The sequence below is a fragment of the Micromonospora globbae genome, assembly GCF_003610785.1.
GTDB classification, from domain to species: Bacteria; Actinomycetota; Actinomycetes; order Mycobacteriales; family Micromonosporaceae; genus Micromonospora; species Micromonospora globbae.
The window spans coordinates 92,588-113,169 of record NZ_RAQQ01000020.1; the positions used below are offsets into that span (position 1 = coordinate 92,588).

General features: G+C 76.3%; 12 protein-coding genes. 3 read left to right on the top strand and 9 right to left on the bottom strand.

Annotation, left to right across the window (positions count from 1 at the left end; all coding sequences use genetic code 11):
- Positions 1–8 precede the first annotated feature (8 nt).
- From D7I43_RS24575 to D7I43_RS24600, 6 genes are all read right to left on the bottom strand, one after another.
- On the bottom strand, positions 9–3,524 hold the full coding sequence (locus D7I43_RS24575; RefSeq protein WP_120330924.1) for a non-ribosomal peptide synthetase: 3,516 nt from the start codon (positions 3,522–3,524) through the stop codon (positions 9–11).
- Positions 3,521–5,830 carry a lantibiotic dehydratase gene (locus D7I43_RS24580; RefSeq protein ID WP_120330925.1) on the bottom strand — a complete coding sequence of 770 codons (2,310 nt, stop codon included), beginning with the start codon at positions 5,828–5,830 and terminating at the stop codon, positions 3,521–3,523. Before D7I43_RS24580 ends, D7I43_RS24575 begins: the two co-directional genes overlap by 4 nt.
- A complete protein-coding gene (locus D7I43_RS24585) occupies positions 5,827–9,021 on the bottom strand; it encodes a thioesterase domain-containing protein (RefSeq protein WP_120330926.1) in 3,195 nt (1,064 codons plus the stop codon). Before D7I43_RS24585 ends, D7I43_RS24580 begins: the two co-directional genes overlap by 4 nt.
- Entirely contained in the window at positions 9,018–12,485 is a 3,468-nt protein-coding gene (locus D7I43_RS24590) for an AMP-binding protein (RefSeq protein ID WP_120330927.1), read from the bottom strand. The genes D7I43_RS24585 and D7I43_RS24590 overlap by 4 nt, the downstream gene beginning before the upstream one ends.
- A gap of 330 nt (positions 12,486–12,815) precedes the next feature.
- Positions 12,816–13,220: a DUF2267 domain-containing protein gene (locus D7I43_RS24595; protein ID WP_120330928.1), complete on the bottom strand. Its 405-nt coding sequence runs from the start codon at positions 13,218–13,220 to the stop codon at positions 12,816–12,818.
- A gap of 130 nt (positions 13,221–13,350) precedes the next feature.
- Positions 13,351–14,658, bottom strand: a complete 1,308-nt coding sequence (locus D7I43_RS24600; protein WP_120330929.1) for an MFS transporter — start codon at positions 14,656–14,658, stop codon at positions 13,351–13,353.
- Positions 14,659–14,706: 48 nt separating this feature from the next.
- On the opposite strand from D7I43_RS24600, the gene D7I43_RS24605 reads away from it, so the two are divergent.
- Complete coding sequence (locus D7I43_RS24605) at positions 14,707–16,020, top strand: aminotransferase-like domain-containing protein (RefSeq protein WP_120330930.1); 1,314 nt, start codon at positions 14,707–14,709, stop codon at positions 16,018–16,020.
- Between the two features lie 297 nt (positions 16,021–16,317).
- On the top strand, positions 16,318–16,857 hold the full coding sequence (locus D7I43_RS24610) for a hypothetical protein (RefSeq protein ID WP_147427287.1): 540 nt from the start codon (positions 16,318–16,320) through the stop codon (positions 16,855–16,857).
- A 62-nt stretch (positions 16,858–16,919) separates the two neighbouring features.
- On the opposite strand, the gene D7I43_RS33265 is transcribed toward D7I43_RS24610, so the two are convergent.
- Positions 16,920–17,816, bottom strand: coding sequence for an NAD(P)-dependent oxidoreductase (locus D7I43_RS33265; RefSeq protein ID WP_240033132.1), 897 nt, complete (start codon positions 17,814–17,816; stop codon positions 16,920–16,922).
- The gene (locus D7I43_RS33270; protein ID WP_120330932.1) at positions 17,813–18,682 is read right to left on the bottom strand and encodes an NAD(P)-dependent oxidoreductase; all 870 of its coding nucleotides are present in this window, start codon (positions 18,680–18,682) and stop codon (positions 17,813–17,815) included. Before D7I43_RS33270 ends, D7I43_RS33265 begins: the two co-directional genes overlap by 4 nt.
- A 142-nt stretch (positions 18,683–18,824) precedes the next feature.
- Here D7I43_RS33270 and D7I43_RS24625 point away from each other — a divergent pair, with 142 nt between their 5' ends.
- Positions 18,825–19,184, top strand: a complete 360-nt coding sequence (locus D7I43_RS24625) for a winged helix-turn-helix transcriptional regulator (protein WP_120330933.1) — start codon at positions 18,825–18,827, stop codon at positions 19,182–19,184.
- A 7-nt stretch (positions 19,185–19,191) separates the two neighbouring features.
- Here the strand turns inward: D7I43_RS24625 and D7I43_RS24630 are convergent, their stop codons facing one another.
- Complete coding sequence (locus tag D7I43_RS24630) at positions 19,192–20,565, bottom strand: MGH1-like glycoside hydrolase domain-containing protein (RefSeq protein WP_120330966.1); 1,374 nt, start codon at positions 20,563–20,565, stop codon at positions 19,192–19,194.
- Positions 20,566–20,582 lie beyond the last annotated feature (17 nt).

A 20,582-nucleotide genomic window follows, 5' to 3' on the forward strand; every position in this document is an offset into this window, starting at 1 on the left:
GGTGTCCTTCAGTGCGTGGTGCCGCCGGGGCGGCGGGGTGGATTACGACGGGTACGGCTGCGTCGGGCGGCGGCCCGCAGGGCCGCGCGGGCCAGCTCCGGCCGGTCGGCGGCGCCGTCCAGGCTGGCGGCGAGCGCCCGGATCGTGGGGTGGCGGAACAGGTCGAGCATCGCGATCGAGCGGCCGGTGGCGGCGGTCAACCGGGCGTGCACCTCGGCCAGGGCGAGGGAGTGCCCGCCGATGTCGAAGAAGTTGTCGGTGACGCCGACGCGGTCGCGTTCGAGCACCGCCCGCCAGATGCCGGCGATGAGTTCCTCGGTCTCGGTGAGCCCGTCGGGGCCGGCCGGCAGGACGGCGCGCGGCGGGTCGGCGGCGGCCACGGTCATGGCGCCGAGCTGGGCCACCCGGACGGTCGGCCGGGGCAGTTCGGCGGCCACGTCGCGGGCGGGCGCGTCCGGCGCGGCGGCGAGCGCGCCGACCAGGGCCGCGAGGTCGGCCAGGAGCGCGTCGATCCGCTCGCCGTCGAAGAGGTCCGGGTTGTAGACCACCTCGACGCCGACCCGTCCGGCCCGCTCGACCACGTAGACGGTGATGTCGAACGGGGATCCGGGTTTCGGCACCGGGACCGGCTCGGCGGTGAGTCCGTCGAGCGTCAGCCGGGGCGGGACGAAGTTGAGCACGTTGAACAGCACCTGCACGAGGGGCGCCCGGGACGTGTCCCGCCCGACGCCGAGGGCCTCCACGATCCGCTCCAGCGGCGCGCCGGGGTGGGTGGTCACCTCGTGCAGCTCGGCGGCGCACCGGTCGACCAGCTCGGCGAAGCTGGCCCCGCCGGTGCGTACCCGCACCGGCATCGTGTCGATGAAGAAGCCGACGACGTCGTCGAAGGCGGCCAGCCGCCGGTCCGCGACGATCGCGCCGAGCACGTGGTCGTCGCCCCCGGTGAGGCGGGACAGCAGCTCACCGAACCCGGCGAGCAGCACCGCGGCGACCGTGGTGCCGCGCCGTTCGGCGAGCGCGCGCACGGCCTGGTCGGTCGCCTCGGGCAACCGTACGGCCGCCTCGGCGCCCGCGTAGGTCTGCACGGCCGGTCGCGGGCGGTCCCGGGGCAGGTCCAGCACGGTGGGCGCGCCCTGGAGGTGGCCCGTCCACCAGGCGAGGTCGGTGTCCCCGCGGCGGCGGTCCCGCTCGGCCCGCCACACCGCGTAGTCGGCGTACGTGGCGGTGAGCGCGGACAGCCGGGGGGTTTCTCCGGCGCGGGCCTGCGCGTACGCGGCCGCGAGGTCGTCGTAGAGCAGCGCCTCGGACCAGCCGTCGAAGACCGCGTGGTGCAGCGTGACGGCCAGCACGTGCTCGTCGGCCGCCAGCCGGTAGACGGTCACCTGCCAGGGCGGCCCGGTGGCCAGGTCGAAGGCGTGTCCCGCGCCGGCGGCGAGCATCCCCGCCAGTTCGCCCTCCCGGTCGGCGCTGCCGGTCAGGTCGACCACGGGCACCGCCACGTCGGTCGGTTCCTCCCGCACCGCGTACGGCACGCCACCGGTCTGCGGGATCCGCCAGCGCAGCACGTCGTGCCGCTCGGCGACGGCCCGCAGCGCCGCGCCGAGCGCCGCGACGTCCAGCGGGCCGTGCAGCCGGTGCGCCACCGCGATGTTGTACGGCGCGCTGGAGGGGGCGAGCTGGTCGACGAACCAGAGCCGCCGCTGCGGCGGGGACAGGGTGGGCGGGTTGCCGGTGGTGAGGCCGTCCCCGTCCGTCGTCGCGGCGGAGCGCACCCGCTCCACCAGCGCCGCGAAGGTGCGTCCGGTGAAGACGTCGCGGGTGTCGACGTGCCGGCCCAGTTCGGCGCGGAGCGCGGCGACCAGCCGCATCGCGGCGATGGAGTTGCCGCCGGCGGCGAGGAAGTCGGTCTGCGGGGTGGGCGCCGCGCCGAGCAGGCGGGTCCAGATCCGCCGCACCGCCGCGTCCAGCGGCTCGTCCGAGCCGGCCGGCTCCGCGACCGGCGTCGCGTCGCGGTCGGCGGCGGCCAGGGCGCGCAGCGCCGGGCGGTCCACCTTGCCGGTGGTCGGGCTCACCGGCAGGTCGTCGAGGCGCAGCACCCGGGCCGGCAGCATGGCGGCCGTCAGCCTCGGGCCGGCGTACGCGCGCAGCCGGGCGTCGTCCGGCGCGTCGGCCGGGGTCAGGAACGCGACCAGCTCGGCGCCGGCCGCGCCGGGTACGGCCTCGACCACCACCCGGTCGACGCCGGGCAGGTCGGCGAGCACCGCCTCGACCTCGCCCAGCTCGATGCGCTGGCCGCGGATCTTCACCTGCCGGTCGGCTCGGCCGAGGTAGACGATCCGCCCGTCCGGCTCCTGCCGGACCAGGTCGCCGGTGCGGTACAGCCGTGCCCCCGGCTCGCCGGAGAACGGGTCCGGCACGAACCGTTCGGCGGTCAGCGCCGGCCGGTTCAGGTAGCCGTCGGCCAGTCCGGGGCCGCCGATGAGCAGTTCACCGGTCTCCCCCGGCGGCACCGGTCGCAGGTCGGCGTCGACCACGTACGCCCGGTGGTTGGGCAGCGGCCGGCCGATCGGCACCGGGTCGCTCTCGCCCGCGGTGAGCGGGCCGCTGACCGCCAGCACGGTGGTCTCGGTGGGCCCGTAGCCGTTGAGGAAGGTCCGCCCGGGCGCCCAGCGGGCGGCCAGGTCGGCCGGCACCGCCTCGCCCCCGCACAGGATCACCCGCCATCCGGGCAGCTCGGCCGGGTCCAGCATGGACAGGACGGTCGGCGTGATGAAGCCCCAGTTCACCTCGTGCGCGGCGATGAACCGGGCGAGGCGGACCGGGTCGGCGCGGTCCTCGGCGCCGAGCAGCTGCACCGCGCCGCCGAGCACGAGCGGCACGAAGAGGTCCATGGTGGCCGCGTCGAAGCCGAGCGAGGCGATGCCGAGGCTGCGCACCCCGGCGTCGGCGCCGCTGAGCGCGACGACCCCGTGCACGAACTCGACGACGTTGCGGTGGGTGGTGAGCACCCCCTTGGGGCGGCCCGTCGACCCCGAGGTGAACAGCACGTACGCCGGGTCGCCCGGCCGGGCCGGGCAGGGTGCGAGCGGCGCCGGGCCGGGCAGCCCGACCGCCTCGATGCCCTCCGCGTCGGCGAACTCGGTCTCCGCGGCGTCGCCGACGACCACCGACACGCCGGCGTCGGCGGCGATCTCCCGCAGCCGCCGGCGCGGGCCGCCCGGCTCCAGCGGCACGTAGCAGGCGCCGGCGAGCAGCACGCCCAGCACGGTGGCGACGAGGTCCGGGCGGCGGTGCCCGCACACGCCGACCCGGCTCTGCCGGCCGACGCCCCGCGTCCGCAGCGCGGCCGCCACCCCGGCTGCCCGGTCCAGCAGTTCGCGGTAGCTGAGCCGGTCGTCCCACTGGCGCACGGCGACCGCGTCGGGGGTACGGGCCGCCTGCGCGACGATCAGCTCGGCCAGCGTCGCGTCCGGCCAGGGCAGCGGCTCGCCCTCCACGGCGCTGATGGACAGGATGTCGGTCACCCGTTCTCTCCCCGGTAGCTCTTCGGATCGGTGATCTGCAGCCGCAGTTCGCTGACGTGTCCCCGGCCCTGCGCGTCGGGCACCCAGGCGTCCTCGGGCGCCGGCAGCAGCTCGCTGACCACGACGGACACGTCCGGGCCGGTCCGGGCCGCGGCGTCGACCATCGCGCACAGCGAGTGGGCGTACAGGGGGCCGGTGAAGTCGACGTAGCAGGGCTTGACCTCGGTGCCCACCTTCACGAAGGCCCGTTCCGGCAGGCCGAGGCGCTGGCGCCACCGGCGCACCGCGAGGAACCGTTCGGCGTCGCCGCTCACGCCGGCCAGGCCGCTCTCGCCCACGGTGGTCCGCCAGGTGCGGCGGGCCACCACGAGCCGGTCGATGGTGATCCGCGGCGTGTGCGGGGCCGGCGCGACCAGCTTGAAGCTGTCCAGCAGCAGGGAGCCGAGCAGGTGCGCGAAGATCTCCACGAGCGGCCAGCGGCTCCCGTCGGGCAGCACGGCCGTCAGCTCCGCGCCGTCGCGGTCGACCCGCACCTCGGTGGCGGCCACGAGCCGGTCCACGTCCGCGCCGCGGGCGGTGTCGATGCCGAACTGCCGGTCGGCCGGCCCCACCGAGGCGTACGTGGTCCGGGTGGTGACCCGGGGGAAGCCCTCCGGGTAGAGCACGCGCGCCCGGGCCGGTCCGAGGTCGGTGTCCAGGCCGGCGCGCAGCGCCGCCGGGTCGGGGTGGAACGGCGCGAAGACCGCGCTGTCGAACGGCGTGGTGGCCGGGTGCATCTCGCCGAGGACGAGCAGGAACTCGCCCCGGTTGAGGGCGGCCACGTCGGCGGCGCTGATCTGCACGTCCGGGTTGTGGATCCGCGCCGACGGCCAGCCGGGCGCGGTCGCCGGGAAGAGGGCGTCGACCCGCTCGGCCAGGTCGGCGCTGCGCAGCCGGACCTCGGTCTGCCCGGCGTCGACCCGGTCGAGGCCGAACAGTTCCGCCCAGCGGGCGGTGAACTGCGTGCTCGCGCCGGCGAGCGGACCGTCGGCCGCGAGCAGCAGACCCTGGGCCAGCGACCATACGTCGGCGAGCCGGACCGGGCCGTCGTCGCGCAGTTCGGCGTACAGGTCGTCGAGCAGCCGCCGCAGGGCCGTGCCGATCTCGGCGGTGAGCCAGCGCGCCGCCCGCAGGACGATGGCCAGCGGCGGCGCGAGCGCGTCCAGCACAGCCGACCCGATGGTGAGGTCGAGGTCGCGGACGGTCTCCTCGTAGAGCACCGTGCGGCCCACGTACATCTGCCCGCGGTGCCGGGTCGCCGGCCGCCCGGTGACCGCGGTGAACTCGCTGTTGAGCGCGGCGAGGGCGGTGGCCAGCCGGTCGGGGTCGCCGGCCGCCGCCGCGACCGCGTCGCGGGCCGCGCAGAGCCGGTCGAACCCGGCGGTCACCTCGGCCCGCACCGCGGGATCGCCGATGGCGGCGAGCCGCTCGCGCAGCGCCCGCTCGGCCCAGGGGCTGATCGGCAGCGCCGCGTCCCAGGTGAGCAGGGACCGCTCCACGAGCCGGTCGAGCAGGAGGAACCCGTCGGCCGCGGAGCGCAACCCGCTGTCGGGGTGGGCGCGGGCGCGCGCGACGACCGTCTCGGCCGGGGTGCGTCCGTCGCAGTACGACAGCAGCCGCGCCTCGGCCGCGGTGAGGTCCACGGGCGGGTGCAGCGGGCGGCGCAACTGCCGGCCCGCGACGCTCAGGTGCGGCGGGAGGGCCGGCGCCCACCAGCGGCGCACCGCCAGGTCGTCGGCGAGCCGGTCGGCGTACGCGGTCAGCGCCCACGCCTCGAAGCGCACCTCGCGCCGGGACACCAGCGCCGGTCCGGGGCGCACCCGGGTCCGCGGATCGTCGGGGTCGAAGCGGGCCCAGCAGACCGGCCCGAAGAAGCCGATCGTCTCGGCCTTGCCGCAGTAGCGCTGCCAGTACCGCAGCAGGGTGGACTCCCGCTTGCGGCGACGCCAGTTGCGGGCCGCCGGGTCGGTGCGGACCAGCCCGTCGAGCGCGACGAGCATGTCCGGGTTCTGCCAGGTGACCGCCTCGCGCAGCAGCGGGTCCGCGGCGATCCGGTTCGCCTGGCTGGAGGCGTCGAGCTGCGCGGCGGCGAACGCCTTGTCGAACAGGTCCCGGCTGCCGCCGCCGGCCAGCAGCGCGTCCGCCTCGGCCGCCGCCTCGGGGGCGGCGAACGCGGCCAGCCCGGCCGCCGGGAACCCGGCGGTCCGCAGCACGACGTCCCGCCACACCCACCAGCCGGTGTCGCCCAGGGGGATCCGGTGGCTCACCGGGCCACCTCCACGGCGTCGTCCACGATGTGCAGGCGCAGCTCGCTGAAGTAGCGCCGCCCCTGCGCGTCGGGCACCCAGGCGTCGTCCGGGCCCGGCAGCATCTCGCTGACCACCAGCGACACGTCGTCGCCGCGGTCGCCGCGGGCGGCGCGGACCATGGCGCAGAACATGTTGGCGAACGCCGGGCTGCTCAGGTCCACGAAGCAGGGCTTGGTCTCGGTGCCGAGCTTCACGTACACCTGCTCGGGCAGGCCGAGCCGGCGGCGCCAGGCGCGGACGGCGAGGAACCGCTCCCGCTCCCCGGTCACCGTGCCCAGGCCGCTCTCCCCCACCGTGGTACGCCAGGTCTGCCGGGCCACCACGAGCCGGTCGAGCGTGATCCGCGGCGTGTACGGGGCGGCGGCCACCAGCTTGAACCCGTCGACGGCGTGCGCGGCGAGCAGCCCGGCGAAGATCTCGGTCAGCGGCCAGCGCTGCCCGTCCGGGGCGGTCGCCACGAGCCGGCCGGCCTCGTCGGTGACGGTCAGCGCCACCGTCGGCAGCGCGCGCTGCGGGTCCGCGCCCGGGGCCGGGGCGAAGGCGAGCTGCCGGTCCGTCGGGCCGATCAGCGCCTCGGCGACGCGGCTGGTGCGGCGGGGCCAGTCGGTCGGGAAGAGCAGCCGGATGCGCCGCTCGCCGAGGTCCGCGGCGAGCGCCGCGCGGAGGCGTTCCACGTCGGGGTGCGACGGCGTGAACACCTGGCAGTCGAAGGACGGCCAGGCGGCGTGCAGTTCGCCGAGGACGACCGTGTAGTCGCCCCGGGCCAGCGCCTCCGCGTCGGCGGCGCAGATCTGCAGGTCGGGGCTGTGCAGCCGAGCGTTGCTCCACTCCGGGCGCACGGTGGGGAAGGCCTCGGCGACCCGTGCGGCGAGGTCGTCCGCACGCAGCCGCACCTCGGTCGTGCCCGGCGGCAGCGCGTCGAGCCCGAACAGCCCCGCCCACCGGCCGGCGAACTCCGCGGCGACCGCGTCGACCGGGCGCTCACCGTCGCCCCAGAACATGCCCTGGGTCAGGAACCACAGATCGGACAGGGCCACCGGCCCGTCGCCCGTCTCGGCGCGCAGCTCCTCGTAGAGCTCCCGGAAGACCGCGCCGTACGCCTCCTCCAGCGCGCCGGCGAGCCAGCGGGCGGCCTGCAGCAGCACGCCCATCGGCGCGGCGATCCCGTCCAGCAGCGACGCGCCGAAGACCACGTCGAGGTCGCGGGCGGTGTCCTCGTAGCAGAGGGTGCGGCCCGCGTACATCTGCCCCTCGCGGCGGCGCGGCGGCAGGCCGGTCAGCGCCGTGAACGTCTCGTCGAGCGCGTCCAGCGCGGCGCGCAGCCGGTCCGGGTCGCCGGCCGCCGCGGCGACGGCGTCGCGGGCCGCCACGAGCCGGTCGAAGCCGGCGCGCGCCGACTCGCGGGCCGCCGCGTCGCCGATGGCGTCGATCCGCTCCCGCAGCACGTCCTCGGCGGCCGGGCTGACCGGCAGGCCGGCGTCCCAGGTGACGAGGTCCCGCTCGACGAGGCGGTCGAGCAGCGCGTACCCGTCCTCGGGGCGACGCAGCCCGACCGCCGGGTCGGCGACGAGGTCCCGGGCGGGCCGGCGGCCGTCGGCCGCGGCGAGCAGCGCGGCCTCCACCGGGGACAGCGACACCGGCGGGCGGCCGGGCCGCAGCACCGTCCGGTCGACGAGGCGCAGGTGCGGGGCCAGTACGGGCGGCCACCAGGCCCGCACGGCCAGGTCCTGGCCGATGTGATCGGCGTACGCGGCGAGCGCCCACGACTCGAACCACACCCAGCGGCGGCGGGTGAGGGTCGGGCCGGGACGGACCTCGGCGGCCACCGGACTGGTCGGGTCCAGCGTGGCCCAGCAGCTGGGGCCGAAGAAGCCGACGGTCTCGTTCTTGCCGCAGTAGCGCTGCCAGTACTTGAGCAGGGCCCGTTCCCGGTCGCGGCGGCGCACGTTGCGGGGCGCGTCCGGGCCGCCGCGGCGCAGGCCGTCGAGGGCGAGCAGGGCGTTGCGGTTCTGCCAGGTGACCGCCTCGCGCAGCAGCGGGTCACCGGCCAGCTCGACGAGCCGGCGGCCGCTCGCCGCGAGGGCCTCGGCGAACTCCTTGTCGAACTGCTCGGCGCCGGCGCCGGTGGCCAGCATCTCGTCGGCGGCCGCCGCGGCCTGCGGGGCGCTGAGCAGGGTGAGGCCGTCGGCGGGGAAGCCGGTGGTGCGCAGGATGGCGTCCCGCCAGACCGACCAGCCGGTGTCCCCCAACGGCACCCGGTGCCCGGCGGCGCCGGCCGCGCCGCCCGTCGGCTGGGCGGCGCCCGCGGCGGTCGCCGGCGGCAGCGGGGCGCGCGCGGCGGTGTCCGCCGGTGCGACGGCGGTCGCCGGTGTGCGGGCGGTCGCCGGTGCGACGGCGGTCGCCGCGGCCGGCGGCTGGGCGAGGGCCGCGTCGAGGTCGGCGCGGATCACGGACAGCAGCTCGTCCAGCGCGTCGTGCAGGAAGAAGTGCCCGCCGTCGATCTCGTGCAGGGTGAACCCGGCGGCGGTGTGCTCGCGCCACGCCTCGCTGTGCGCGCGGGTAACCGCCCGGTCGTGCCGGCCGCTGAACGCCACAATGGGCACGGGCAGCGGCTCGCCGGGCACGTACCGGTAGCTGTCCACCCGGCCGAAGTCGGCGCGCAGCAGCGGAAGCAGCAGCTCCACCAGCTCGGGGTGCTCGAGCACCTCGGCCGGAAGGCCGCCGCCCTCGCCGAGACGGCGCAGCAGCTCGTCGTCGTCCACGGTGGACAGGCCGTCGAAGAGGCTCGGCGCCGTCACGTGCGGGGCCCGTGCCCCGCCGACGTAGAGCCGCAGCGGCAGCGGGCACCCCTCGCGGCGCAGCTCGCGCACCACCTCGAAGCCGAGCCGGCCGCCCATCGAGTGGCCGTACAGGGCGTAGGGGCCGGTGGCCCGCTCGGCGACGGCCCGGGCGACGTCGGCCACCTGGAACCGCGGGTCCTCGGTGATCCGGTTCTCCCGGCCGGGCAACTGCACCGGCAGCACCTCGACGCCCGGGCCGAGGCCGCCCTGCCAGTGCCGGAACGCGCTGGCGCCGGCGCCGGCGTACGGCAGGCAGAACAGCTGCACCGGGGCCGGGTCACGGCCACCGGCGGAGACGAACCAGTTCACCGCGTGCCTTTCTGAGGGGGGTCGATCCAGTACCGCTGCCGCTGGAACGGGTAGGTGGGCAGCCCGGTGCGCCGCACGGCGCCCTCGGGGTGCAGCACCGTCCAGTCCACGTCCCGGCCGGCCACCCAGGCGGCGGCCAGCTCGCGCAGCTCACCCGGCTCGCCGGCGACCGGGACGCCGGTGTCCAGCAGCTCGTCGAGGGCGGCCAGCGCACCGGGCAGGTCGGCGGCGACCACCGCGGCGCGGCAGGCGAACGCCCGCCGGCCGAGGGCCAGGGTGGCGGCCACCTCGGCGAGCGCCGGGGCCGCGCCGGCGAGGTGGCGCCGCAGCCGGCGCAGCGCCTCCGCCAGCGCCGCCGGGGTCCGCGCGGAGACCGGCAGCAGGTGCGCGGCGGGCGCCGGCGCGTCGACCGGCTCGGCCGGGGGCGGCTGCTCGACGATCACGTGGGCGTTGGTGCCGCCGAGCCCGAACGAGCTGACCCCGGCGACCCGGCGCGGCGCCTCGGGCCAGTCCCGCACCTTCGTGGGCACGTAGAACGGACCGGCCGCGAGGTCGATCTCCGGGTGCGGGCGGGTGAAGTGCAGGTTCGGCGGGATCACGCCGTGCTGCACGGCGAGGACCGCCTTGATGAGGCTGGCGATCCCGGCGCCGGCGTCCAGGTGCCCGATGTTGGTCTTGACCGAGCCGAGGGCGCAGCTGTCGGCCGGGCCGCCCGCGTACACCTCGTGCAGCGCCGCCACCTCGATGGCGTCGCCGAGCGGCGTGCCGCTGCCGTGGGCCTCGACGAACCGGACCTCGCCGGGCGCGACCTCGGCGGCGGCGAGCGCGTTCGCCACCGCGGCGGCCTGTCCGGCGGGGCCGGGCACGGCGAAGCCCGCCCGGTCGGGGCCGTCGTTGGTCACGGCCCAGCCGGGCAGGACCGCGTAGACGCGGTCGCCGTCGGCCTGCGCGTCGGCGAGCCGGCGCAGCGCGACCACGCCCACCCCGGAGCCGAAGCCGGAGCCGCTGGCGGCCTCGTCGAAGGCGCGGCACCGCCCGTCCGGCGAGGCGAGACCGCCGGGGGTGTGGCGGTACCGGGGCCAGGTGACGTTCACGCCGCCGGCGAGGGCGATGTCGCACTGGTAGTCGGCGAGGCTCTGCGCGGCGAGGCAGACGGCGACCAGCGAGCTGGAGCAGGCGCTCTGCACGGCGACCGCCGGGCCGGTCAGCCCCAGCCGGTACGCCACCTGCCCGGGCAGGTGGTCGGTGAACTGCCGGCCGATGAGCCGGGCCTCCCAGTCGTCCGGGTCCACGTCGCCCACGACGGCCGGGTTGTCCATGAGGTGGAACAGGAAGTACCGGTTGGCCGAGGTGGCGGAGAAGACCCCGATGAGGCCGGGGAAGCGCGACGGGTCGTGGCCGGCGTCCTCCAGCGCCTCCCAGGCGGTCTCCAGGAACAGCCGGTGCTGCGGGTCGGTCCGCGCCGCCTCCTGCTCGGCGAAGGAGAAGAACTCGGCGTCGAAGTCGGCGACGCCGTCGAGCCGGCCGGCGGCCCGCACGTGCCGCGGGTCCGCGCGCAGCGTCGGTCCGATCCCGAGCGCGGCCAGCTCGGCGTCGGTGTGGTCGTGGATGGAGTCGACCCCGGCGCAGAGGTTCCACCAGAAGGTGGCCACGTCGGGCGCGCCCGGGAACCGGCCGGCGAGGCCCACCACGGCGATCTCGTCGCCGGTGTACTCGCGGGCCGCCACCGAGGGCGCGGGCGGGGCGGCGAGCGCCGGGGCGGGGGCGCGGTCGGCCGGCGGGTCGTCGAGCAGCCGCGCCTGCGCGGCCACGGTCGGGTGGTCGAACAGGCGCAGCATCGGCAGCCGCACCCCGAAGCGCTGGGCGAGGCGCTGCTGCACCTGGCCCAGGAGCAGGGACTGCCCGCCGACGTCGAAGAAGTTGTCGGTGCGTCCGACGGCGTCGCGGCCGAGCACGGCGCACCAGATGTCGTGCACGGCCCGCTCGGTGGGCGTACGGGGCTCCGCTCCGGGCGGCACCCGGCGGTCGGGGTCCGGCAGCGCGCGTTCGTCGACCTTGCCGGTCACCGTGAGCGGGAACTCGTCGATCGGCACGACGGCGCGCGGCACCGCGTACTCGGGCACCTGGTCGGCGAGCGAGGCGCGCAGGGCGGCCGGGTCCAGCGGGCCGGCGGCCGGGCGGACGTAGGCCAGCAGTTCGCCGTCGCGGGCGATGGCCCGGGCCGCGGCGACGCCCGGCTCGGCGGCGAGGACGGCCTCGATCTCGGTCAGCTCGACCCGGAAGCCGCGCACCTTGACCTGCCGGTCGAGCCGGCCGAGGCAGCGCAGTTCGCCGGTGGGCAGCCGCTCGCCGAGGTCGCCCGTCCGGTACGCCGGCACCCCGTCGGGGTCGGTGGTGAACCGGTCGCTGTCCCGGTCGAGGTAGCCGGGGGCGAGGTGGACGCTGCGCACCACGATCTCGCCGTCGTCGGCGAGGCGCAGCTGGTAGCCGGGCAGCGCGGTGCCGATGGGCAGCGGGCCGGTGGCCGCCGGGTCGGCCTCGGCCAGGGGCGTCACGTACCGGGCCGCGAACGTCATCTCCGTCGCGCCGTAGCCGTTGACGAGCACGCATCCGGGGGCGAACCGGCCACGGCCGCGGGCGGCGTCGGCGTACGTGGCCTGCTCGCCACCGAGCAGCACGACGCGTACCCGGTCCAGCCGTTCGACGCCGGGGGTGTCCAGGAGGAACCGGTAGACGGTCGGGGTCGAGTGGTAGACGGTGACGCCGTGGCGGGCGAGCTGGTCGACGGCGTGTGCCAGCCCGTGCCGGCGCAGGTCGACGGGGATCACGGCGGCGCCGGTGAGCAGGGCCGGGTAGAGGTCGGGGATGGCCGCGTCGAAGCTGAACGAGGCGAGCAGGCTGAGCCGGTCGGCCGGGCCGATGTCGAGCGTGTCGATCTGGTTGCGGACGACGTGCAGGAGGTTGCGGTGGGTCTGGCCGACCGCCTTGGGCAGGCCCGTCGAGCCGGAGGTGAACAGCACGTACGCCAGCGCGTCGGGGTCGACCGGTCGCGGGCGCAGCGGCGCCGGGCGGGGGTCGTCCACGACGAGGACCGTGGTGCCGTCGACATCCAGCGCGCGGGCCAGCTCCTCGTGCTCGGATCCATACAGGACGATGCGTACGCCGGCGGCGGCGAGCATGTGCCGCAGTCGCCGGCGGGGGAAGCCCGGGTCCAGCGGCACGTACGCGCACCCGGCCGCGAGCGTGCCGAGGATCGCGGCGATGGTCGGGGCCCCGTGCGCGGTGAGCAGCGCGACCCGGTCGCCCGGCCGGGCGCCGGCGGCCGTGAGCGCGTCGGCGTACCCACCGGCAAGGCCGGCCAGTTCGGCGTAGCTGAACCGTCGGGTCTCGCCGAGGACGGCGGGCTGCTCGGGGCAGGCGGCGGCGACATCGCCGAAGCGATGGATCAGGGTGTCGTTCGCCATCTCAGGACGCGGTGTGCGCTCCACAGAGGACGGACGCGCAGCCTTGGACAAGCGTGATCATGATCCCCCCCAGGACTTCACAATGGAAGCAGCATAAGTCTCGATACCTGGGTGAAAAGATCGTCGATGACAGTCCGGCCGAAGAGCCGACCGGAGCCTCAGACGAGGGACGGAGGAAATAGTCCGATCATCCCCCTAGCGCGTTGAGGAGTTACCGCGTAGAGGAGGCGAGGCGAATATTTTTGCGGTCAACTACCGCTACTGACCGGAAACTTTCCGGAAACTCGCCGGATGTCGGACCTTGGACAGCTTGCCGCACCTGGTCCCTGATCAGCCATCGTACGACGGCGGGCGAGGGGCCACTCCGCCGTCCCCGGCGCGCGGCAGCCGCGCCACCATCTCCCGGAACTCGGCGACCGTCACCGCCTCCCGGAGGGTCGCGAACACGGCGCCGGTCCCGATGCGCGCCGTCGCGTCGTCCACCCCGGCCCGCTCCCCCACCCGCCGCAGGAACTCGCCGGGCCCGGTCGCGGAACCGCCCGCCGCCGCACCGGGAGTGTCCCGGTTCAGGTAGCCGTCCACCTCGTCCGGCAGGTGCCCGGCGAGGTCGTCCGCCGGCCCGCCGCTGACGCGCTCGGCCATCGTCTGCAACACCGCGCGGGCAACGGTGGCGGCCTGCTCCGGCGGAAGCCCGGACCGCCGGGACACCGCGTCGATGAAGCGGGGAAACCGCACGCCGCCCCTCCCTCGTCCGGCACCGCGCTTACCCCGCGCCGGGCAGCGCAAACGACACCGCGCAGCACCCCGCTCCCGGCCGAGGCCGCCCAGCCCGTACGCGTCCCCTCCCGGCCGGCAGCGCCGGGCTTCAGGCCCGGACGGCCCCCGCGTCGGTCACCTCCCGGCCCGCCGGGTCGGTCGGCGGCTGCGGGAACCGGGCGGTGCGCCACACCGGCGACGCGAGGGTGAGCAGCGCCGCGGCGGCCATGCCGGCGGACGCCAGGGCCAGGTAGCCCGGGGCGCCGAGCAGCCCGGTCGCCGCACCGCCGAGGGCGGCGCCGAGCGGCATGGCGCCCCAGATGACGAACCGGCTGGTGGCGGTCATCCGCGACAGCATCGCCGGCGGCGTCGCCGCCTGCCGGAGGCTGACCGCGTTGACGTTGTAGAGGCCGCTGGCGAACGCGCCGACGGCCAGCCCCGCGGCGATCCAGACCGGCTGCGCCAACAGGACCAGCGCGGCGCCGCCCTGCAGTGCCGCCGCGCCGGTGATCGCGCGGCCGAGGCCGACCCGGTCCCGCAGTGGCCGGGCCACCGCCGCGCCGAGCACGTAGCCCACGTTCGCGCCGGCCACCAGCAGCCCGACCGTCGCGGCGGGCAGCCGCAGGTCGCGCACCGCGTACACCATCAGCATGGCCAGGAATCCGGCGTGCCAGAGGTTGGTGAGCCCCGAGCAGAGCGTGAGCGCGCGGACCACCGGTTGCCGCAGGACGAAGTGGACGCCGCCGGCGGCGTCGCGCCAGACCCCGGCGCGGCCGGCGCGGGAGCGGGCCAGCCGGGGCGTACGCGCCAGGAACAACGCCGAGGCGACGAAGCTGGCCACGTCGACCAGGAGGGCGGCAGGCGCACCGAGCGCGCCGACCAGCACCCCGGCCACGCCGGGCCCGGCGGTCTGGCCGACCGCCCGTGTCGCCTCCAGCCGCGCGTTGGCGTCGGCCAGCCGACCGGGCGGCACGACGGCCGGCACGGCGGCGAAGTACGCCACGTCGAACAGCACCGTCGCCGCCCCGGCGAGCAGCGCCACGAGCACCAGGTGGGTCAGGGTGAGCAGCCCGGCGGCCCAGGCCAGCGGCACGCTGGCCAGCAGCGCCGCCCGGACCAGGTCCGCCACGACCAGGACCGCCCGGCGGGGCAGCCGGTCGACGATCGCGCCGGCCGGGATGCCGAGCAGCAGGTACGGGGCGGTGCTCGCGGCGGTGAGCGCGGCCACCCCGGCGGCGCCGGAGCCGAGCACCGTCAGGGCGGCCAGCGGGAGCGCGACGGCGGTGACGTGGGTTCCGAGCGTGCTCACCGCGTCGGAGAGCCAGAGACGGCGGAAGGTGGCGTGCCGCCACAGGTCGAGGGACATGAGGGCAGCCTCGCCGGCCCGCCGCGGGAACCCGGCGACGGCGATTGTCACGGTGACAATCCGGTGAGCGGCGAGCACCCCGGCGGCTAGATTGTCACGGTGACAATCTGGGAGCCCCCCGCGCCGCCGACCGGCGTCCCCCGCTACCTCGCCCTCGCCGACGCGATCGGCGCGGACATCGCCGCCGGCCGGCTCAGGCCCGGCGAGCGGCTGCCGCCGCAGCGGGAACTGGCCCGGCGGCTCGGGGTGACCGTCGCCACCGTGGGACGGGCCTACCAGGTCGCCGTCCGGCGCGGGCTACTCACCGGGGAGGTCGGCCGCGGGACGTTCGTGGCGCCGGCCCCGTCCCGGCCGGCCGCCCCGGGCGCTGCCCTGCTCGACCTCGCCACGGTGCACCCGCCCGGCCACGGGGCGGTGCACCGGGCGGTGGCGCCGGTGCTGCACCGCATCGCCGCCGACCCGCTCGCGGTCAGCGGCGAGGACGCCGACGCCGTACGGCACCGCATCGCCGGCGCCCGCTGGCTGGCGTACGGCGACTGGCGCCCCGACCCCGCGCACGTCGAGGTGACCGCCGGCGGCCAGCACGGGCTCGCCGCGGCCCTCGCAACGCTGGCACAGCCCCGGCACGTCGTGGTCACCACCGAGCTGACCAACCCGGGGCTGCTCGCGGCGGCCCGGTTGCTCCGCGTCGAACTGGCCACGGTGCCCAGCGACGAGTGGGGGCCCCGACCGGACGCCGTCGACCGGATCTGCGCCCGGCGTCGGGTGGCGGCCCTGCACCTGCATCCCACCCTGCACAACCCGACCGTGGTCACCATGCCCGCCCGGCGTCGGCAGGAGATCGCGGCGGTGGCCGCCGCCCACGACCTGCCCGTCATCGAGGAAGACCCCTTCGGGGCGCTGCTGCCGGACCGGCCGCCACCGGTGGCCGCGCTGCACCCGCGCACCGTGCTGCTCGGCGGCATCACCAAGACCCTGGCGCCGGGACTGCGGATCGGCTACCGGTACGCCCCACCGTCGCTCGCCGCCCCGCTGAGCGCCGCCGCCCGGGCACTGGCCTGGGCGCCCGCCCCGCTGGTCGCCGAGGTGGCCACCCAGCTCGTGCTCGGGGGCGCCGCCGTCCCGCTCGCCGCGGCGCGGGCCGCCGAGCTGGCCGCCCGCGCCGCGCTCGCCCGGGACCTGCTCGGGGACCGGGTGTACGCGCCCGGGCCGGCCCCGTTCGCCTGGATACGCCTCGACGGCGACGGTGGGCAGGTTGCCGAGCGGGCCCGGCGCCGCGGTCTCGCGGTGGCCGGCACGGCGGAGTTCGCGGCCCGGCGCAGCGCGCCGGCCGGGCTGCGGGTCAGCCTCAGCGCCGACGACGCGAGCGTCCGCACGGCGCTGCACGCCCTCGCCCGGCTGCTCGGCGGCTGAGCAGGCGGGCGGCGTCCGGCGGCGACTGCGGCCCGGCCGGTGGTCGCCCCCAACCGTCCGAAGTCGTCCCAACAGGCGATGCACCACCGGCGCAGGGTTGGTTACGCTGTGTGTTGGGTGGCCACCCAGCCAAACTCAGCCGATACCAGGGGCCGGCGCGCGCCGGATCAGCCAGACGTGCACGCCCCTGAGGTTCCACATGGGGGTTTCGCCGCCGCCCATCGACGACGAGAGGCTGTGCGCGTGTGCCGCGCCCCGGCCGGCGACCCCGCCCGACCATCGCACGAGGAGTTCGCGATGACGAAGAAGGCCCTCTCGATCGCCAGCGCTGCCGCGCTTCTGCTGGGGTTCCTCGCGGTCGCTCAGCCCGCGTCGGCGTCCACGCTCATCTCGGTCACCTGCACCGGCACGAACGTCATCAACTACAGCCCGGGGCTCACCAACACGCCTCAGACGGTGACGATCAGCGGGCAGGACACGGCCGTGGCGTGCGTCGACCTCGCCCGGCCGCTCACCCAGCTGTCGTTCGTCGCACCGTTCTCGGGAACGTTCACGACGTCGTGCACCGCACTGCTCGCCGGCGGCACCGGCACACAGACGTTCCACTGGAACACCGGCGAGACCAGCAACTGGAACTGGACGCTCCGGTTCTCCAACACCGTCAACGGCCAGCTGCTGGCCATCGCCGACGGGCCCATCACGTCGGGCCTGTACGCCGGTGCGCAGGTGCGGCAGGTCATCACCGAGACCACCGGCGACCAGACGGCCTGTTTCACGCCGGAGGGCATGACCCAGAACGGCGGACCGTCCAACTGGGTGATCACCAATCTGCTGTAGCCGCCGGTCGGTGACGCCGGCGGCCGGGCGGGGAGGTTCCGCCCGGCCGCCGCGCGTCCGGCTCAGGGTCGCGCCCTGACCACCTCGAAGAGGGCCGTCCAGTTCCGGTCGCCGTGCCCGGCGGCGATCGCCCGGTCGTAGTACGACTTCACGGCGTCCGGCAGCGCGAGGTCGACGCCGGCCCGCTGGCTCGTACGCACGATGTGGTCCGCCGTGGCGCCCATCATCCGGGCGGTGCTCAGGTGGCCCGGGTGTTCACCGGCCTCCAGCTCGCGAGCCAGCTCCCGCCCGTCGCCGATCATCGCGGGGATGTCGGTGAGCAGGTCGAGCGCGCCGGGCAGGAAGTCGCCGGCCGGCACGCCGGCCGCCGTGACGAGGGCCGTGGCGTGCAGGAGGCTCGCCAGGGCGGTGAGGAACACGTCGAGGTGGGCCTGGTAGAACAGCTGCGCCAGCCCGGGGTCCTCCCCGAGGTACGCGGGGCGCCCGATCGGGCGCAGCACCGGCTCGTGCGCGTCGAACACCGCCTTCGGGCCGCTGTAGAACACGTGGGCGGCGGGGGTGCCGACCGCGGGCGCGGGCACCATCACGCCGCCCGTCACGAAGTCGGCGCCGTGTCCGGCGGCCCACTCGGCGGCGGCCCGGGACGCGTCGGGCGTGTCGGAGCTCAGGTTCACCAGTACCCGGCCGGCGAGGACCCGGCGTGGGTCGTCCACGACCGGGCCGAGGATGTCGTACATCGCCGGATAGTCGGTGAGGCTGAGGATGACCACGTCGCTGGCGGCCACGGCGTCCGCCGGCGTGTCGGCCCGGGTGGCGCCCGCGGCGACGAGGTCGTCGGCGCGGGCGGGCGTGCGGTTCCACACCGTGACGGGGTGCCCGGCGCGCATCAGGGTCGCGGCCATGGCCTGGCCCATCGGGCCCAGACCGATGACGGTGACAGGGGTACGGGTGGCGCTCACCGGGCGCTCCTCAGCTCCTCGACGATGCGGGCGGTGCCGTGCTCGCCGTACCCGGCGGCGATCTGCCGGGTGACGATGTCGTGCACGGGTTTGAGCACCTCCCCGTTGACGCCCTGCTCGGCCGTGGCCCGCAGCAGGGCCGCCAGGGCGGCCTCGGTGAACCGCAGGCTCTGCTGCCCGGCGCCGGTGTAGTCCTTGGCGTCGACCGTTGCGGCGAGACCGGCGAGCTGGCCGGTCATGGCGGCGAGGAAGGGCGCCTGCCGCGCGGTGAACTCCGTCGCCGACACACCCTCGGAGCCGACCATCGCCGCGCCGTGCAGGAAGCCGGCGAACATCGTGTACATGCCGACGAGCATGGCCATGTCGTGCAGCGGTGCCAGGCCGGCGTCCGTCCCGACGAAGCTGCTGGTGCCCCACAGGTCCAGCAGCGCGCGGTGGCGGGTGAACGCGGCGTCCGATCCGCTGTACAGGATCGCCGCGCCCGGCTGGCCGATCGTCTCCGGGACGGCCATGATGGCGCCGTCGAGGTAGGTGGCGCCGTGCTGGGCGGCCCAGGTGGCGAGTTCGCGGGACTCGTTCGGGGTCGTGGTGGTCAGGTTGACGACCGTACGCCCGGACAGCTCGGCGGCGACGGGGTCGAGTACGGCGTGCACGGACCGGTGGTCGAACAGGCAGACGACGATCACGCCGTCACCGGCGACGGCCTCGGCGACGGTCGCCGCGACGGCGGCGCCGCGTGCGGCGAGGTCGTGCGTCCGCTGCGGGGTGCGGTTCCAGACGACGGCGGGTCGGCCGGCGTCGAGGGCCGCGGTCGCGAGCGCGGTGCCCATCGCTCCCAGTCCCAGGAACGTGGTGCTGGTGGTCATCGGATTTCCTCTGCTGTGGTCGGTGAGGTGACGGGCGCGCCGATGACCATGCTTCCCGGGTACCGTCGGTGCGACAAGTACCCACTAATTTGTTCAATACTTACCTTCAGGTAAGTGAGGACGGGACACCGTTGGAGGTCCGATGACATCCGGCGCCAGGCGCGGCCCCTACATCTGCGGCATCGACGCCGCCATGGACGTGGTGTCGGGCAAGTGGAAGTCGCTGATCCTGTGGGAGCTGAACAACTACGGCACCCGCCGTTTCGGTGAGCTGAGGCGCGGCCTGCCCGGCGTCAGCGAGAAGATGCTCATCCAGCACCTGCGGGAGATGGAGGAGGACGGGCTGATCCACCGTGAGGTCTACCGCGAGGTCCCGCCGCGGGTGGAGTACTCCCTCACCGAGCACGGCGCGTCGCTCAACGAGGCGCTGCGCCCGCTCGGCGAGTGGGGTCAGCGGCGGTCCGAGCGCCTCGCCGCCGAGGGCGTCGCCACGCCCGCCTGACCGCCCGTCACCCGGCCGGCCGCCCGCCGACCGCGCCGGCGGGCGCCGGCTCGCGGGCCAGCAGGTCGAGCACGAGCGCGGCGGTCCAGCCGAACGCGGGTGAGCCGAGCCCCGCGCCGGTGTCCGGATGGAAGTACTCGTGGCAGCCGGCGCCCGCGACCAGCCCGAGCATGGACCGGCGCAGGCCGTCGGCGAGATCGGCCCGGCCGTGGGCGAGCAGACCGCGGCGGACCAGCCAGTTGATGTTCATCCAGCTCGGCCCGCGCCAGTAGCGCAGCGGCTCGAAGTCCGGCGCGGTCCGGTCGTAGCTGGGCAACGGCCGATCCATCTGTCGGGCCACACCGAACCGCGCCGAACACGCCTCGGTCACGACCGCCGCGACCTGCGGTGCCGGCAGGTCCGGCAGGATCAGGGGCGCCAGCCCGAGCACCGTCCGCGCCGGCACCAGCCGCCCGGTCCGCAGGTCGCGGGGCCGGAACGTCCCGGTCCGCGGGTCGTACAGCCGACGCACCAGGGCCTCGGTGATGCCGGCCGCCCGCTCCCGGTGCGGCCCGGGGTCGGCGCCGACCAGCGGCGCGATCCGGGCCAGCGCGTGCTCGGCGGCGCCGGCCGCCGCGTTGAACAGCGGGCACTCCACGAGGAACGGGTGCCGCCGGCCCAGGTCGTCGTCGCGGTAGCCGCCGTCGCGGTAGCCGGCGACGATCGCCACGTACCGCGCGTAATCCAGGTCCGTGGGGCGGTGCGCGGCGGGCGCGTGCCGGGTGTCGTGCCGCCGGTACGCGCGCATCACCGCGACGTCGGCCGGCACGGCGGCCATCGGGCCGTCCCAGGCGGGGCTGTTGTCGAGGCCGGATTCCCACGGGTGCACCACGCAGGCCAGCCCGCCGCCGCCCACGTCCCGCCGGGTGGCGAGGTAGCGCTGCTGGGCCACCAGCCGGGGGTAGAGCCGCGCCAGGGCCGCGCGGGCCGCGTCCGAGGGCGCCCGACGGTAGGCGAGCCAGGCGGTGAGCGCGTGCACGGGCGGTTGCACCAGGCCGGAGGTCGCCGCGGCCGGCGCGCCGTCGGCCCGGTCGGACGCCCAGAACTCCGGCCCGGGAAAGTACGCGCCGACGGGCAGCCGCGGGTTGAACACGATGTGCGGCACCCGCCCGTCGGCCCACTGGGCCCGGAACAGGCTCTCCAGCTCCCGCCAGGCACGGTCGGGGCGGACGTGCGCCAGCCCGACGGCGATGAACGCCGAGTCCCAGCTCCACTGGTGCGGGTAGAGGGTGCGGGACGGCACCGTGTGGTCGTGCTCCCAGTTGCCGTCCAGCGTGGCCACGGCGAGCCGCCACAGCCGTTCCGTGTCGGCGCCGGGCCCCTCCGCCCCACCGGCGCTCACGCCGTCCCCCTCCGGTC